Annotated in this window: 13 protein-coding genes; 9 read left to right on the top strand and 4 right to left on the bottom strand. The window is 28.9% G+C overall.

What is annotated here, in order from left to right:
- Positions 1-281: 281 nt before the first annotated feature.
- From AC1B00_RS08105 to AC1B00_RS08085, 5 genes are all read left to right on the top strand, one after another.
- Positions 282-1,448: a glutathionylspermidine synthase family protein gene (locus AC1B00_RS08105; RefSeq protein WP_488849205.1), complete on the top strand. Its 1,167-nt coding sequence runs from the start codon at positions 282-284 to the stop codon at positions 1,446-1,448.
- A 13-nt stretch (positions 1,449-1,461) separates the two neighbouring features.
- The gene (locus AC1B00_RS08100; protein WP_488849204.1) at positions 1,462-2,505 is read left to right on the top strand and encodes an iron-containing alcohol dehydrogenase; all 1,044 of its coding nucleotides are present in this window, start codon (positions 1,462-1,464) and stop codon (positions 2,503-2,505) included.
- The gene (locus AC1B00_RS08095) at positions 2,505-3,437 is read left to right on the top strand and encodes a D-2-hydroxyacid dehydrogenase (RefSeq protein ID WP_488849203.1); all 933 of its coding nucleotides are present in this window, start codon (positions 2,505-2,507) and stop codon (positions 3,435-3,437) included. The genes AC1B00_RS08100 and AC1B00_RS08095 overlap by 1 nt, the downstream gene beginning before the upstream one ends.
- Complete coding sequence (locus AC1B00_RS08090; RefSeq protein ID WP_488849201.1) at positions 3,427-3,897, top strand: hypothetical protein; 471 nt, start codon at positions 3,427-3,429, stop codon at positions 3,895-3,897. Before AC1B00_RS08095 ends, AC1B00_RS08090 begins: the two co-directional genes overlap by 11 nt.
- 98 nt (positions 3,898-3,995) lie before the next feature.
- Positions 3,996-6,098, top strand: coding sequence for an autotransporter outer membrane beta-barrel domain-containing protein (locus AC1B00_RS08085; RefSeq protein WP_488849200.1), 2,103 nt, complete (start codon positions 3,996-3,998; stop codon positions 6,096-6,098).
- A gap of 157 nt (positions 6,099-6,255) precedes the next feature.
- On the opposite strand, the gene AC1B00_RS08080 is transcribed toward AC1B00_RS08085, so the two are convergent.
- Genes AC1B00_RS08080 through AC1B00_RS08065 form a run of 4 tightly spaced genes read right to left on the bottom strand, consistent with a single transcriptional unit; the run spans position 6,256 to position 10,417 of the window.
- Entirely contained in the window at positions 6,256-7,056 is an 801-nt protein-coding gene (locus AC1B00_RS08080) for a metal ABC transporter permease (protein WP_488849199.1), read from the bottom strand.
- A complete protein-coding gene (locus AC1B00_RS08075; RefSeq protein ID WP_239817501.1) occupies positions 7,037-7,762 on the bottom strand; it encodes a metal ABC transporter ATP-binding protein in 726 nt (241 codons plus the stop codon). Before AC1B00_RS08075 ends, AC1B00_RS08080 begins: the two co-directional genes overlap by 20 nt.
- Complete coding sequence (locus AC1B00_RS08070; RefSeq protein ID WP_488849198.1) at positions 7,759-9,027, bottom strand: hypothetical protein; 1,269 nt, start codon at positions 9,025-9,027, stop codon at positions 7,759-7,761. The genes AC1B00_RS08075 and AC1B00_RS08070 overlap by 4 nt, the downstream gene beginning before the upstream one ends.
- Positions 8,990-10,417 carry a metal ABC transporter solute-binding protein, Zn/Mn family gene (locus AC1B00_RS08065; RefSeq protein WP_488849197.1) on the bottom strand — a complete coding sequence of 476 codons (1,428 nt, stop codon included), beginning with the start codon at positions 10,415-10,417 and terminating at the stop codon, positions 8,990-8,992. The genes AC1B00_RS08070 and AC1B00_RS08065 overlap by 38 nt, the downstream gene beginning before the upstream one ends.
- A gap of 121 nt (positions 10,418-10,538) precedes the next feature.
- On the opposite strand from AC1B00_RS08065, the gene AC1B00_RS08060 reads away from it, so the two are divergent.
- Genes AC1B00_RS08060 through ilvD form a run of 4 tightly spaced genes read left to right on the top strand, consistent with a single transcriptional unit; the run spans position 10,539 to position 16,151 of the window.
- Positions 10,539-10,895 carry a transcriptional repressor gene (locus tag AC1B00_RS08060; RefSeq protein ID WP_239817498.1) on the top strand — a complete coding sequence of 119 codons (357 nt, stop codon included), beginning with the start codon at positions 10,539-10,541 and terminating at the stop codon, positions 10,893-10,895.
- A complete protein-coding gene (locus AC1B00_RS08055) occupies positions 10,888-11,745 on the top strand; it encodes a cytochrome-c peroxidase (protein WP_336611877.1) in 858 nt (285 codons plus the stop codon). The genes AC1B00_RS08060 and AC1B00_RS08055 overlap by 8 nt, the downstream gene beginning before the upstream one ends.
- A gap of 2 nt (positions 11,746-11,747) precedes the next feature.
- Positions 11,748-14,396 carry an EAL domain-containing protein gene (locus AC1B00_RS08050; protein ID WP_488849196.1) on the top strand — a complete coding sequence of 883 codons (2,649 nt, stop codon included), beginning with the start codon at positions 11,748-11,750 and terminating at the stop codon, positions 14,394-14,396.
- Between the two features lie 48 nt (positions 14,397-14,444).
- Positions 14,445-16,151 (top strand): dihydroxy-acid dehydratase, encoded by a 1,707-nt coding sequence (gene ilvD, locus AC1B00_RS08045; protein WP_488849194.1) that lies wholly within the window; start codon positions 14,445-14,447, stop codon positions 16,149-16,151.
- Positions 16,152-16,356 lie beyond the last annotated feature (205 nt).

Below are 16,356 nucleotides of genomic sequence, written 5' to 3'. Positions count from 1 at the left end.
ATTTTTGAATTTCTTAGCATTTTCTATTTTTAAGGAATTTTTAAGTTCTAAAATCCCTATAAAATAAGCATTTTAAATCTTAGCTAAAGCTTAAAATCCGCAAATGCAAAGCTAAATTCATAAAATCAAGCAAATTTTCTAATTATTAAGCTAATTTTAAGCCAAAAATGGGGTAAATGCTAAGCCTAAAAATAAGCCTTACAGCATTCAAATTCCTATTTCAAATTCTTTTTTAAAAATCTTTGCTAAAATCTAAGCTTTATCAAATACAAGGAAAAATAATGCAATTTTTAAACATAAATAAATTACCTAAAGAAAACTTAGAAAATATGGGCTTTACTTGGCATACAGATGCTGATGGTTCGCCTTATGTTGATGATAAATTAATAGTAATTAGCGAAAAAGAAGCGAATAATTATTATGAAGCTTGCAATGAGCTTTATGATATGTTTGCAAGTGCTGGTGAATACGCAATATCAAATAATCTTTTAGATAAACTTGGCATTCCTTTTAATCTTCACGAAATTGTGAAAATGTCTTGGGAAAACGATGTTCATTGGCATTTATATGGGCGATTTGACTTAGCTGGTGGGCTTGATAATCTACCTATAAAATTGCTTGAGTTTAATGCAAACACTCCTACGGCTCTTTTTGAAACTGCGATTTTACAATTTGAGCAACTTAGGCTTAATAATCTAAAAGAAGTTAATCAGTTTAATCATACTTATGAAGCTATTGTTGATAATTTTAAACGACTTGCAACTTTAGATGAAGATGTGAGTAATTTTGATGAAATTTATGAAGGCTGGAAAATCCTATTTACTAGCGTAAAAGACGCTGAAGAAGAGCTTACTACAAGACTTCTTATGCAAATGGCAAAAGACGCTGGATATGAGTGTGAGTTTGCTTATATTGAAGATGTGGAATTTAGCGAAGATGGAGTGTTTTTAGGTGATATAAATTATGAGTTTTGCTTTATGCTAATTCCTTGGGAAATCATAGCTATTGAAGAAAGCGAATTAGCACACCTGCTAACAAAAATCATTAAAAATCAAAAAGCAATCATTCTAAATCCAGCATATACCTTGATGTTTCAAAGTAAAGCTATTTTAGAGCTTTTATGGAAGCTTTATCCAAATCATAAATATTTATTAAAAACAAGTTTTGTGCCTTTAGAAAATACAAAGCAAGTTAAAAAACCATTCTTTGGAAGAGAAGGTGCAAATATTACGATTTTTGATAAAAATGGCGAAATTATTACGAAAAGTAACGGCGAGTATGAAAATAATGGCTATATTTATCAAGAATTTGCAGAACTTAATCATTATAATGAAGAGTTTTATCAAGCAGGGGTATTTTTCGCCTACGAAGCTTGCGGACTCGGCTTTAGAAAAGGCAATGCAATACTTGATAATTACGCAAAATTCGTAGGCCATATTATTAAATAAAAAGGAGTAAAAAATGCAAGAGATATTATCTCTTACTTCTTTTGTAGTTAATACAGATATAAAAGAGAATTTAAAACAGGAATTACAAAAATACAAAAATATTTTAATAATAGCAGGTAATACTGCTTATTCTAAGTTTAAGCATAAATTAGATTATGCTTTAACTAGTGATTTTTATCTAACACATGCTAAAGAATGCTCGTATTTAGATATTAATAAAATCTTAAATGAGTGTGAAGGAAAATCTTTTGATTTGGTTTTAGCTATTGGTGGTGGTAAGGTTATTGATACTTCAAAATATATAGCAAATAAGCTTAATTTAGAAATAATAACCATTCCAACAATTGCTGCAACTTGTGCTGCAGTGTCTGCTTTATCAGTTATTTATGAAGATGAGAAATTTAAAGAATTAGCTTTATTTAAAAACCCACCTTTAAAAACTTTCATAGACTTAGAAACTATCAAAAACGCTCCTAAGAGATTTTTAATAGCAGGTATTGGCGATACTATGGCTAAATTTTATGAGTTTGATTTGCAATTAAAATACGCAAAAGCAAATAATATAAGAGTAAATTATTCAAATCACTTAGGCAAGATTTGCAGTATTTTATGCAAGGATTTAAATTACGAATATGCAAAATCTTTAAATGATGATTTGAGTTTTAAAAATGTCGTTATGTCAATCATCGTAAATACTGGCTATGTTTCACGCTCAATAAATATTGAATACAATGGTGCTTTTGCACATGCAACTTGCTATGCGATAAGTTATGATAAATTAGTTGAAAGAGAGTTTTTACACGGAGAATTAGTAGCTTTTGGGGTGTTGGTTCAATTAGTGCTTGAGAAAAATTATGATGAGTATGAAAAATTAGTGAAATTTTATAAAGAAATTAATCTTCCTACAAAATTAAGTGATTTTTCAAATACTTTAGATACTAGCAAAATTGCTGAATTAATTTTGACTTCAAGCGATGTAAAAAATCTAATTAGCTTAGGTTTTAAAGTAAATAAAGAAGATTTAAAACAAGCTTTAATTTATAAAAAGGAGATTTAATGAAGATTGTATTTTTAGATGCAAATACCTTAGGTGGAGAAAATATTGACGCTTTTAAAGAATTTGGCGAAGTTGTTGTATATGAGAAGAGTTTAGAAAACGAAGTGCTAGAAAGATTAAAAGATGCAAATGTAGCAGTGATTAATAAAATAAAAATGAGCCGTGAAGTAATGCAAAATTGTCCTAATTTAAAGCTAATTTTAATTAGTGCAACGGGTATGAATACGGTTGATTTAGATGCTGCAAAAGAGCTTGGAGTTGCAGTTAAAAATGTAGCTGGATATAGCACAAAAAGTGTTGCTCAGCATACTTATGCACTATTGCTAGCCCTAATGAATGAAACGCTTTATTATAATGAATACACCAAAAATAATGAGTGGTCTAAGAGTGAGTTATTTTGCGATTATTCAAGAAGAATTCACACAATAGAAGGCAAAACTTGGGGGATAATTGGACTTGGAGCAATTGGAAGAGATGTTGCAAAAATAGCTCAAATGTTTGGAGCAAATGTAATTTATACAAGCCTTAGTGGAAAGAATAATAATCCTGACTTTAAACAAACTAGCCTTGAAGAATTGCTAAAAACTAGCGATATTATTAGTATTCACGCTCCACTTAACGATAAATCTTATAAATTAATAGGCGAAAAAGAATTAGCAATGATGAAAGATGATGCGTATTTACTAAATCTTGGTCGTGGTGGAATAATTGATGAAGTTGCACTTGCAAAGGCTATTGATAATAAAAATATTAGAGTAGGGCTTGATGTGGTTGAGTTTGAGCCTATGAGAGCTGATAATCCATTGCTAAATGTTAGTAAAAAGCAAAATCTTATAATTACTCCGCACATTGCTTGGACAGCTTGTGAGTGTGTAACAAGACTTGTAGGAATGATGGTAAATAATCTAAGGGATTTTTTAAATGGCAAGTAAGCTTTATTTAAAGCTTTATATTAAATTATTTTTAGGGCTTATCTTAGCCCTAAGCCTTAGTTCTTGTGTTAAGCAAACGCCTAGCACAACGATTAATATTACTCTAAAAAGTCCTTTGATAAAGTTTAAAGGGCAAGGCTTTTTAAGAAATCATAAAGGTGATTTAAGCCTTGATTTATATACTCTTGGAAAATATGTAAATACTCTTAAAATTAATGAAAAAATCTGTTTTGATGGCGAATGTTATACTAAAAAAAGCTTTAATGAGAAGTTTTTTGGAAAATGGTATTATGATGATTTGTTAAAAGATATAATTGAGTGTAAAAGTATATTTCAAAAGAAAAATTTCACAAAAACACAAGATGGTTTTATACAAAAAATTGATGATATTGAATACCAAACAAGTAATTTAAATTGTAGCTTTTCGTTAAATAAAACAACAATTAAAATAAATAAATAATAAATTTTATTACTAAGCAATATTTTTTTAATAATAATCCTAAACTAATTAACAAAAAAAGTGCTAAACTTTTAAAAACTTTTTAACAAGGAGAAATTATGAAAAAAGTATTATTTTCATCAGTTTGTGCAGTGGCACTACTAGGAATTAACGCATATGCAGAGCCTACTACAGTTATTACAAGTAGTTTAGAAGATTTTTTAACTCAAAAGAAGGATTTAGAGAATAAAATTAATGTTCAAAATACTCTAGTTACTCAAAAGCAAGAAAGTGTAAATATTGCTAATACAGCGTATCAAGCAAAGGATAAAGCTTATAAAGATTTATCTACAGCAATTATTACATTAACAACACAAGCAGGAGAAAAAGAAGGTTTAAAGAACAAAGCCGAATTGGAGCATACAAATTTAGTAAATCAAGGTATAGAATTAAATACCCAAAAAGAGAATTTGAATTCGGAAATTAGTACTTTAAACACACAGATATCAAGTAAAACGAGTGAAGTTGAAAAATTAAAAAAAGATCAAGAATTAGCTCAAGCTACTCTAATAGAAAAAAGAAATTATTATGAAAAATTAAACTTAGAACATACAGTAGAAGTAGAAAAACATAGTAAATTAGTAAATGATTATAACCAAGCGGTTCAAATCCACAGTGAACTTTCTAAACAATTAGAGAATGCGACAACAGATAAAGATATTATTCAAGCTAAAGTTGATGAAGCTTGGAAAAAAGTTCAAGAAACAAACCTGGCTGTTAAAATGAGCGATGATGTTATTGCACCATTAGCTGATGCAAAAGGTAAAGCACTTTATGAATACACAGTTGCTAGTGAAAATTTAGATAAAATTGCAAAAGACAGTGAAACATCAATTAAAAATTTGGAATTACTAAAATCTAATTTAGGGTTAAAAGAAGTTGATTTTAAAAATTATGAAATAAAAATTCAATCAAATGTAACAGCTATAACTCAAGCTAAAGTTAAATTAGATGAAGCACTAAAAGCTTATAATGAAGCATTAGCAACAGTTGAAACAACTAAGCAAAATCAAGCAAATGCTATGAAAGAATTAGACATTGCAAGCTTAGCATTAGAACAAGCAAAACAAGAATTAGCAAGTGCAACTACTGCTTTAGATACTCTTAAAAAAGAATTAGAAGATTTACAAAATTCAGTAACCACAGAAGAAAGTATAAATAAAGCAAAAGAAGAATTAGGAGAATTTAATCTAAATAATAAAGATTCAGAGGATTTAATGATTTTATTAGCTGCAGCAAACAATGACCTAAGCACAGCTTCAGCTGAAGTAAAAGCCGAAGCAAAAATTATCGTTGATAAAATCGCTACAACAATCATAAACGAGCAAAAAAGCGAAATCTCAAGCGATGTTTTAAGTTCTTTAAATGTAAGCATTAATAATATGAACAAGCGTTTAGGAGAAATTCGTGGCTTAAATGAAGATTTAGGCGTATGGTTTAGAGCTTATGGTGGTCGCTTTAGTAATGATAATAGCCATTTTAATTACTATTCAACCCAAATCGGTGCTGATAAAAAAACAGATTTTAATAACGGCGATTTAATAGCGGGTACATTATTTGGCTATGATAAAGTAAATTCAAATGCAAAATCAAAAGGCTTTAATGTAGGTGGATATTTAAGTTATATTAGTAATGATGGATATTTTGCTGATTTAGTGCTTAAATATATTCACACAGGCTACGATAAAGCTGGTATCAAATCTCAAAACTCATTCTTAGCAAGTGTTGAGAGTGGATATAGATTTAATGTTTATCAAAACACTTATTTAGAGCCAAGTTTAGAATTAATTACAGGTTATGTAGGAAAATATGAAGCTAAAACAAACAGAACAACAATAAGTGTGGATTCTTATGTTCCACTAATTATTAAACCACAAGTTTTTGCTGGATATAGTGTAAATGACTTTACTTTTAGAGCTGGAGTTGGTGCGATATTAGATACTAAAAAACACACAGCAAATATCTTAATAAGTGATATTGTAAAAGGAATAAATGCAAATGCAAGTACTAAACTTGATAGCAATAATCGTGGTTTCGTTAGCTTAGGTGGTTCATATAAATTTAATGACAACCTAAGACTTAATTTAAGTATAGAAAGAAGCTTTGGCTCAAGCCTTACAAATGATTATGAGATAAACTCTACTATTAGATATACATTTTAATCTTAGAATTTGAATTCGGAATTTCCGAATTCAAATTCTTTTCAAAAAATCAATCAAAAACAAAAAGCAAAAAATATTTGAATTTTACTCATAAAACAAAGGAATTAAAATTGAAATTGAGTGGAATTTGAATTTAGAAATTCCTATTTCAAATTCCTTAAATCTTTTTAAATATTTTAAACAAATAAGCAAGAAAAAAGCAAAAACAAGCAAGCAAAATAATGCAAGCTCCACTACTTAATTCATAAGCAATGCTAAGCACAAGTCCGCCAAGGCAAAACATAAGAGATAAGATAACAGAAACTACCATCATAGATGAAAGTCTAGTGCAAAACATAGATGAGATATAGCTAGGAATGCAAAGTAAAGCAAGTATTAAAACCATTCCAACAACCCTTAAGCTAATTACAATACAAATAGCAGACGCAATTATTAGCATATAATAAATTAGATTTGCATTTACTCCATTTGCCTTGCAAAACTCACTATCAACGCTAACTCCTATTAATTGTCTATAAAATACAAACGCCATTAAAATAAAAGCAATATCAGCTATTATCATAATCAAAATATCAAATCTTTCAACCGCTAAAATAGCTCCGAATAAATAACTAAAAACTACGGAATTTGAATTAGGACTTAAGTCGCTTAACAATATCCCCACACTCATTCCAAAAGCCCAAACCACGCCTATTACTGCATCTTGATTTTTGTAATTTTTTGATAAATATGCAATAAGTATTGCACAAGCTATTACAAAAGCTAAGGTGCTAAGCATTGTGCTAATTCCAAAATAAAGCGAAATCCCAAGCCCACCATAAGCTGCGTGAGTAATCCCGCCAACCATTGCTACAAGACGATTTGTAAGCACCAAAGTACCTATAATTCCACAAGCAATACTTACTAAAATTGCCGAAATAATTGCGTTTTGAATAAAACTATAATTTAGATATTCCATAATTTTCCCATATATCAATTTCACATAAATTATTTTTATGTGCTGCTAAATGCAACAACCTATTATTATCAATTCCTTTTGTATTTTTATGAATATGACAAGTTCTGCATATATGAATTAATTTGTTTGCATAAGTGCTAATTAAAGCTATATCATGACAAACACAAACTATGCTTATGCCTTTTTGATTAAGTTTTTTTAATAATTCAAATACTTCAATCTGCCCTTTAGCATCAATGCTAGCAGTTGGCTCATCAAGTAATAAAATCTTTGAATCGCTCATCATAGCTCTTGCTATTAATACTCTTTGTTTTTGTCCGCCACTAAGACTTGCGAATTTTTTATTTGCTAAACCACTTAAACCTAAATCATCAAGCAATGCTAAGGCTCTTGATTTTTCTTCTTTTGTATTAAAAAAGAAAGAATATTTATGAATAGTTCCCATTAAAACAACATCTAAAACATTAATAGGAAAGCTAGGATTTATTTGAGCAATTTGCGGAACATAGCTTAATTTATCCGTTGTAATTTCAATACTACCTTTACTAGGTTTTAATAAGCCTAATAATAATTTTAAGGTAGTGCTTTTTCCACCGCCATTTGCTCCTATAATTCCTACAAATTCATTATCTTCTATACTAAAACTAACATTGCTTAAAATCTCTTCACTATCATATGCAAAGCATAAATCATTTACTTTTATCATTGAAAAAATCCTATATATAAGCCAACAAATATAACAAAAATTAAGCTTATAATTTCTAATTTCTTACTAAATTTAAATCTAGTTACAATAAATGCACTCAAAAATATAGCAAGGCTCATTCCAAGTGCTATCAAAATTGCTGCTATAAAAGCAACAGCACCTAAACTTTGTATAAAACCAATAACCAAAATAAGCCCAGGGCAAGGAAGCAATCCTATACTAAAAGCCAAGAAATTATCAAGTGCTTTTTCGTTTTTTACTACTTTTAAGATTTTACTATTATTTGCTAGTTTAAAGCTTTTTATATTATTTGGTTTTTCTACTATATTTACGCTTTGTTTTTTTGATAATTTTAAATAAAGCAAAATACAAGCTAATAAACTTATTAAAAACCCTGAAATTTTACTTAGATTAAACAAGCTAAAAATAGAAAAAAATCCAGCGATAATAAAAGCATTAATTAAATGAATAAATCCTACTTTTAGACTAAAAAATAATATTTGTTTTTTTGAGTTCATAAAATAAGCTGCTGTTATGCTTTTGCCATGACTTGGTAAGAGTGCGTGCAAAAAGCCATAAATTAAAGCAATGGGATACAAAAGCAAACTATTATCTTTTAATAAAGAAATCATCTTGCTTTGTAAAGCAGCTAAAAACTTAAGCATATTTTCATAAATGCTAATTCCTGTTTCAAATTCCTTTGATTTTTCTTCAATTTTTGTAGTTGTAGCTTGAATAAAAGTTGGTGCTTTAAATTCATAATAAACAGCGTTTAGATTTATGTTTTCATTAATGCTAAAATCTTTTACTTGATATGAGTTTTCTTTTATTTTAAAATTAAAAAATCCATCAAGATCTTCAACGCTTAAAACCAAAACCCTATCAATTTTCGGAGTAAAATCATAATCTATAAAATACTCTAAAACAAGCTCTTTATTAAAACTTACTTTAACATCTTTTACAATAAATTTAATATCAATGCTTTCTCCAAAAGGCAAATCATAATATTTTAAAGTAGTTAAAAATTTTCTAGGCAATAAATAATCAAGCAAAGCAGCTTTAACCTTGATTAATTCGTTTTCATCTAAAGTTTTATCATTATTTGTATCGTAGCCATCTAGCAAGGTTTGTGAAAAATTTGAAGAAAATTCCCAAGAAATGGAATTTCCTTTAAAGCTTACATGTGCTGTTGGTGTGTATAAAGAACACAAAGCACATGCGTATATATTAATGCTTAGAACAATTATCGTTAATAATCTTAGCAAAGTTTAAAAGCTCCTTTGATATTTCGTTTGAAAGTTGGTTTATCTCAATGATTTTTAAGCCACTTTCATTGTGAATGCTTTTAGCTAATTTATCATCAAATTGTGGTGCTTTTAAGATTATGCAAGCTTTTTTGTCTTTTGCAATTTCTATGATTTTTGCTAATTCGCTAGGTTTTATATCTTTTCCTTCAAGCTCTAAAGTATATTCATTTAAACCATATCTTTTAGCAAAATAACCCCAAGCAGGATGAGAACTAATAAAGCCTTTTATATTCACATTTTTTGTTAAATCATATATTTTTAAGTTTAATTCATCTAATTCTTTTTCATATTTTTTTAGATTTTCATCAATATTTTTTGCATCTTTTGGATAAATTTGTTTTAAGGCATTTGCTGAATTGATTGCAAGTTGCTTTAAGATAATAGGGTCAGTCCAAATATGCACATCAATGCTTGAATGCTCGTGATGATGGTGTTTATCTTCATGTTTGTGATTATGTGCTAGATGATGAATTAAATCTTCTTTTATTTCATCGCTTGACATATCGCTATGATAATATGTAGGCCAATTAATCATTTCTTTTAACAATTCTTCTTGACTAGAATTTCCAAAAAATATATGAAAATGCTCTAAATCTTTCGTAGGTTTAATATTGTGGTCACTAAATTGAACATATTTAAACGGACTTTTATCGTTTGTTGCTTCAAATAAATATCTTACGCCTTTTTTTCCTGATTCGTAGGTTAAGATTTTAAATCCTACATATTTGTAATTAGATTTTATGCTTTTATTGTTTTGAATAAACTCAATGCTATCTTTTGTGATTATGATTTTTTCAACATCTGTTTTATAACCATCTAAATAATACTTTTTGTATTCTTCTTTGCTTTTGTCTTTTTTATCTTCTGCTTTTAATTTGTAATACTCATCAAAATCACCATTTAAAGCGTAAGGATAAATTGATTGCCAAGCTCCAATCCAATCACTTAAATCTCTATTCTTTACATTAACATCATCAAATATTCCATTATGAGCGTCATCATCGTGTTCATGGTGATGTTCGTTTAATTCTTTATGAAAATATGTGTTTTTTTTGATATTTTCATCAATTTGAATTATCTTTATATTTGTGTTTTCGGCTAATCTTTTAAGCCAAACTTCTTCAATCTCAACTCCTATTCCTAAAAATACTTGAGCTTTGCTTAATTCTAGCATTTGCTTTGGTTTTGGCTCATAAGTATGAGGGTCTGCGCCTGCTGGCATTAGGGTTGTTATTTTTGTATTAGGGAGTAATTTTTTTACGATTTCTGCTTGTGGCAAAATACTAACGCCTACATTATTAGCAAATAAGCTAATGCAAGCGATTGAGCTTAATAATAGTTTCTTCATTGCAATTCCTTTTCATTAATGTTTTAAAGTTGCTAGTGTAGTAAATAGTTGCTTAAATGCAACTTAGTTGCAAAAAATAAATTAGGTTTAAATTTTAATTTTTTTTGCTATTATTCACGAGATGAATTCAGTTAAGTTATTAAAAAAACACGATATCGGTATTACAGAACTTAGGATTTTATTATTAGATGAGCTTTTAGCTGCTAAAGAGCCTATGTGTTTTGATGATTTCAAAACAAAGGCAAATAAAACTACATTTTATAGGACAATGGAGCAGTTTCAAAAGGCAAAATTAATAAATAAAATTGAGCTTGATGGCAAGGGTTATTATCAAATAAATAAGGGGAATAATGCTTTATTTGTTTGTGATATTTGTCATCATACACAAGATTTAGCATTTCCAAGTATTGATAAAATTCAAGTTAGCTCTGTTTTGGTAAAAGGCGTTTGCAAAGATTGCAAGGATAATAATGAATAAAATATTTTTTATTTTTGCTCTTTTATTAACCTTATTTGCTGATGAGAATGTTTATAAACCAATTGCTAGCATTCCTTATGATAAAGATTTGGCTAATTTAGGAAAGCAATTATATTTTGATGTTAATTTAAGCCCAAAAAAGCTTTCTTGTAATTCCTGTCATAATCTAAATTTAAGTGGTAATGGTACAAATAATTCAGGTATAAATACAGATAATGAAAACAATCCTCCTACTGTTTTAAATATAGCTTATTCAAATCTATTTTTTAAAGACGCTAGCATAACGGATCTAAAAGAACAAGTAAAAAGAACTTTAAAAACCGATATGGATATTACTCCTAAAGAATTTAATAATAGGGTTAAATTTAATGTTGCTTATCAAAAATTATTTAATAGTATAGGTTTAAGTGCTAATTACGATAATTTAGTAAATGCTTTAGTAGAATTTGAAAAAGCTCTTGTTACGCTAGATTCTCCTTTTGATTTATATTTAAAAGGCGATAAAAATGCAATTAGTATGCAGGCTAAAAGGGGTTTAAAATTATTTAACTTTTACGGATGTTCATCTTGCCATAATGGAAATAATTTTGGCGGAAATATAATGGCAGAAATTAATAAAAGCTTTTCAGTAGGTTGTAATGTTAGTGATGGAAAAGTAAAAGTTCCAACTTTAAGAAATGTTACAATAACCGAGCCTTACACTTATATAGGAGCTTTTGTAAATCTTAGCGATATGATTAGAGCAATGTCGGTGTGTCAATTAGGAATAATTATGCCTGATGAAGATGTAGATGATATAGTTGAGTTTTTAAAAACTTTAGAAGGAAAAAGACCTAAAATTTTGGAATAATAATGAATAGAGAATATAAAAATATAGAAATAAAAACTTTCGTTCAAAGAATTTTACAGATTTTTATAACTGCTTTAATGGTTGGTATTTTTGTTTGTACAGGAATATTTTTTACAAAACTTCATAAAATTGATGTAAATTACGATATAAACAATCATATCCATGAAATTATGCTTGATAATCAAGAGTTAATGTTAAATATTGAAAGACCAAGTATTTATGCAAATTTTGAAAGTAGTGGAAGAAAATTAAGTGAAATTGATACTAAAACAAGTGAATTAATAGCTTTATTGAAAGAAAATAGGCAATTAAACAAAGCAGAAGAAGAAAAATTATCACAGAGTTTAGAAAAATTAAAAAATTATGTAAAAGAATTTAATAGCTTATTAGGAACTAGTGGAAGTGATTTTAAAAGCTTTAACGTTTTATATGCTCAATCTAAATTAATTGATGTAAAGCAAAATGTTTTGGAATTTATTTTTGCAACTAAAATAAGCATTAGTTCTATTAAAAACTATGTTGATTTTCTCGATACATTGATTGAAAATAATAATAATTTAATTTTAGAATATAAAAACACAATAGCAAGCTTAAAACAAGAAAGTAAAATAAAAACCGATGATATAAAATTATTAGAAGATAGGATAAAAGCAGTTGATGAAGAAAAAACCTATCTAATTCTTTCAAGAAAATTATTGCATGGTGTTAAACAACTTCATGAAGAAAAAGAAGAAATCAAAAATTTCACAGATTTTGAAAATATTCTAACTCAATTAAAACTTCAAGTATTAACAAAAATAGAGCATTTAGAAACTACAAACGAGCAATTAATATTAGTTGGTGCTATTTTTGCTGTTTTACTTGTGTTTGTTACTTTTATTATTTTCAAGTATAGCCTTGATTTAACAAGGGCTTTAGATATTTTATACAAGGCTTTTTTAAACTCTCCAATTCAACAAATTTTAATTAATACAAAAAACAAAAAGAATTTATATATTGAGTATGTAAATGATACTTTTACCTTTAATATAAACACACCAACAGAACAAAGCGAAAATGTAAGAAAAGCTCAAGCTATGAACTTTTATGATTCTTTACATGGTGTTATTGATTTAAATGACAATGCAAAGGGTTTTGATTACGGAACGCTTATTCAAGAAAGCCATAACAAAATTCAAGAATATAATGAAAATGATATTACTGGTAGAAAAGAAACAAGGTTTTTTTCTATTTTTAGAAAAAGCATAGGTGATAATATTGAGCTTATTAATAAGGTTGATGTAACCAAAAAGATTTTACAAATTAAAGACTATAAAACCAAGCTTGATAATATGCAAAAGAAGTTAGATACCGATAGCCTAACTGGTCTATTATCATTACAAGCTTTACAGGATAAAGAATTAAAAGATGATAAGTCAAATAAAAATAACATATTTTTATATTTAAAAATTGATAATTTCAATGATTTAAGACTTAACTATTCAACAATTATGATTGATGAAATCATAAAAACTTTTGCAAGGTCTTTAAAAAATGCTTTAAATGTTAAAGATAACGATGAGGTTTTAAAAACTACAAATATATATCATTTACAACTTGATGAGTTTTGTATAGTTTATAAAAATCACGAAGAAGCAATGGCAGCAGCTGATTTAATCCAAAAACACTTTAAAGCAAAAAATGTAAATCCTATAATGGGTAAGAAAAACAAGTTTGAGCTTCAAATTAATCAAAATATGGAACTTAAAGACTTAGAATTAAACATAGGAATTTCTAGCGAGCGTGATATTAGAAAGACAAATCAAGAAGTAATCAATAGACTTGCTCAAGCAATTCTTGCAAGTTATGAAACCATAAAAACAAAAGAGCCTTATTGTGTTTATAGAGAAGGCTTAAGTATAGAAAAACAACACGCAGAACAGCAAAGAGTAGTAGCTCAAATAAGATATGCTCTTGATAATGATAAGATTTTTGTAGTCTGTCAAGGCGTTCATAATTCACTTACAAAAGAAGTAAGTTATTATGAGGTATTAGTAAGACTAAAAGATGAGCATAATAATATAGTTTCTCCGGGACTTTTCTTAGATGTTGCAAGAAAAGTGGGTCTTTATAAAAATATTCAAGAAGTAGTTATTAATAAAGTTTTTGATTTGATAGAAAATTATCCTGAAGCAAAATTTAGTATAAACCTAGCAAACTCAGATATTATCAATAAAGAAACTAGAGATGTATTTGAGAGCAGATTAGCAAGGTGCTCTCGCCCTGAAGCTTTATGTGTTGAGATTTTAGAGAGTGAAAGTATTGATAAATACGATGATTTATCAAATTTCTTAACTTCAATTTCTTTAAGGGGTTGTAAGATAGCAATTGATGACTTTGGTAGTGGATATTCAAACTTTTATAGATTATTAAAAATCAAGTTTGATTATTTAAAAATTGATGGTTCTATTATTGAAAGCTTGGTTGTTGATAATAATGCTAGAACCGTTCTTGAAACGCTAGTAGGCTTTGCTCATAAGCAAGGTTATGAAGTTGTTGCTGAGTTTGTTAAAAACCAAGAGATTTTAAAAATAGTTCAAGATTATGGGATAGAAAAGGCTCAAGGCTATGAGCTTAGCAAACCTGAAGAACCGCACAATATTTTTATTTAGAATTTGAATTAGGAATTTGAAAATCTATTAATTTAAAAAGGAGCAAGAATGAGAAGTGATGTTATTAAAAAAGGCTATACAAAAGCACCTAGCAGGTCGTTACTTAGAGCTGTTGGATTAAAAGATGAAGATTTTGCAAAGCCATTTATAGGAGTTTGCAATAGCTTTATTGAGATTATCCCAGGGCATTTTTATTTAAATAAATACGCAGAGATTATAAAAGATGAAATCCGCAAAAACGGCTGTGTTCCATTTGAGTTTAACTGCATAGGTGTTGATGATGGTATTGCCATGGGACATAGCGGAATGCTTTATTCACTTCCTAGTCGTGAATTAATAGCAAGTAGTGTTGAAACGGTAATGAACGCACATAGCCTAGATGCAATGATAGCAATCCCAAACTGCGATAAAATCACTCCAGGTATGATAATGGGAGCATTAAGAGTAAATGTTCCGACCATTTTTGTAAGTGGTGGAGCAATGGCTGCAGGAAAGCTAAAAGATGGCTCTCAGATTGATTTAAATACAGCCTTTGAAGCAGTTGGGGAATTTGAAGTTGGCAAAATAGATGAAGCGAAATTAAAAGAAATTGAATGCGCTGCATGTCCAGGTGCTGGAAGCTGTAGTGGAATGTTTACAGCTAATTCAATGAATTCTTTAATGGAGAGCCTTGGTATTGCACTTAAAGGAAATGGCACTATTTTAGCACTAAGTGCCCAAAGAGAAGAATTATTAAGAACTGCGGCAAGAAGAATTTGCGAAATTGCAAAAAGCGAAGAGCTAAGCGAAAAATATAAAATTAGAAATATTTTAAATAATAAAAGCCTTAAAAACGCCCTAGTTTGTGATATGGCAATGGGTGGAAGTACTAATACAATTTTGCATACTCTTGCAATTGCAAAAGAAGCTTATGCTGATGAAATAAACTTAGAATTAATGCACGAAATAGCTCAAGATACCCCACATATTGCAAAAGTAAGCCCAAGCTTACCAGGAACTCATATGCAAGATGTTGGAAGTAGTGGTGGAATATATGCGATAATGAATGAAGTTAGCAAAAAAAGCAAATTCTTTAGCAAAGACGCACTTACTATTAGTGGAGAAAGTATCGGCGAATTAATAGCAGATATTAATCCTGATGGTAAGGCTATTAAAACGCTTGAAAATCCATATTCAGAGCGTGGGGGACTTTGCGTATTATTTGGAAATATTGCAAAACAAGGTGCTGTAATTAAGGTTGCAGGAATTGTTGGAGATAAGGTATTTCGTGGAAAATGCGTTTGCTTTAATTCTCAAGATGAAGCAATCGCAGGAATTAGCAGTGGAAAAGTAGTAGCAGGTGATTGTGTTGTAATTCGCTATGAAGGTCCAAAGGGTGGCCCTGGTATGCAAGAGATGTTAAGTCCAACAAGCCTTATTATGGGTAGGGGTTTAGGTGCTTCGGTTGCCTTGCTTACTGATGGAAGATTTAGTGGTGCAACAAGGGGCTTTAGCGTAGGACACTGCTCGCCTGAAGCTGCTGAAGGTGGAGAAATAGGGCTTATAAAAGATGGCGATATTATAGAAATTGATACTATCAAATGCACTATAAATCTATTAATAAGCGATGAAGAAATGGCTAAGAGAAAAGCAGAGTTTAAACCTATACAAAAACCACTTAATTCAAGATGGCTTAGAATGTATAGAGCGCTTGTTAGCAATGCAAGCAATGGTGGCGTGCTAGATATCGATGGCTTAAATGAGATGAAAAACTAAGAATTTAAAATAGGAATTTCGCAAAGAAATTCCTTGATTATTATTAAAAATATCTTAATTTAAATTTTTAATTTCCTAATTCAAATTCTTTTTTATTTTTTAATAATTTTTATTTATTATTAAAATTTTTAATTGTAAAATTGCATTATTTTAAAGGAGTGGCTATGAAAAACGATTCGTTTTTAATGATAGCATTATTGCTATT

This window comes from Campylobacter sp. DY7 (assembly GCF_057802535.1).
Note: the sequence above shows the minus strand (reverse complement) of the source record. Positions and strands in the feature narration are given on the sequence as shown.